This is a genomic window from Acinetobacter legionensis, assembly GCF_048552295.1.
Classification (GTDB): domain Bacteria; phylum Pseudomonadota; class Gammaproteobacteria; order Pseudomonadales; family Moraxellaceae; genus Acinetobacter.
The window spans coordinates 1-216 of sequence record NZ_JBIMCW010000126.1 but is presented as its reverse complement, the minus strand read 5'-3'; the positions used below and the strand labels follow the sequence as shown (position 1 = coordinate 216).

Genomic DNA, 216 nt, shown 5'->3' with positions numbered 1-216 from the left:
CACCGGCCTGATTGGCACAGCCATAAATCACATCATCGACTTGTTGCCAATCTACTGTTGGATTACGTTGTATCAATGCTTGAATTGGAATAGCACCAAGATCATCAGCACGGACTGGTGCAAGACCACCGGCATAACGACCAAATGGGGTACGGATGGCATCTATGATGTAAGCGTTTTTCATGTTGTCTATATCCTTAAGCCGGTATCGCGTCA

Annotated in this window: 1 protein-coding gene; it reads right to left on the bottom strand. The window is 46.3% G+C overall.

The window, feature by feature from the left end; translation table 11 throughout:
- On the bottom strand, positions 1–184 hold a 184-nt coding region (locus ACG916_RS21720), incomplete at its 3' end, for a thiolase family protein (protein WP_512700223.1).
- Positions 185–216 lie beyond the last annotated feature (32 nt).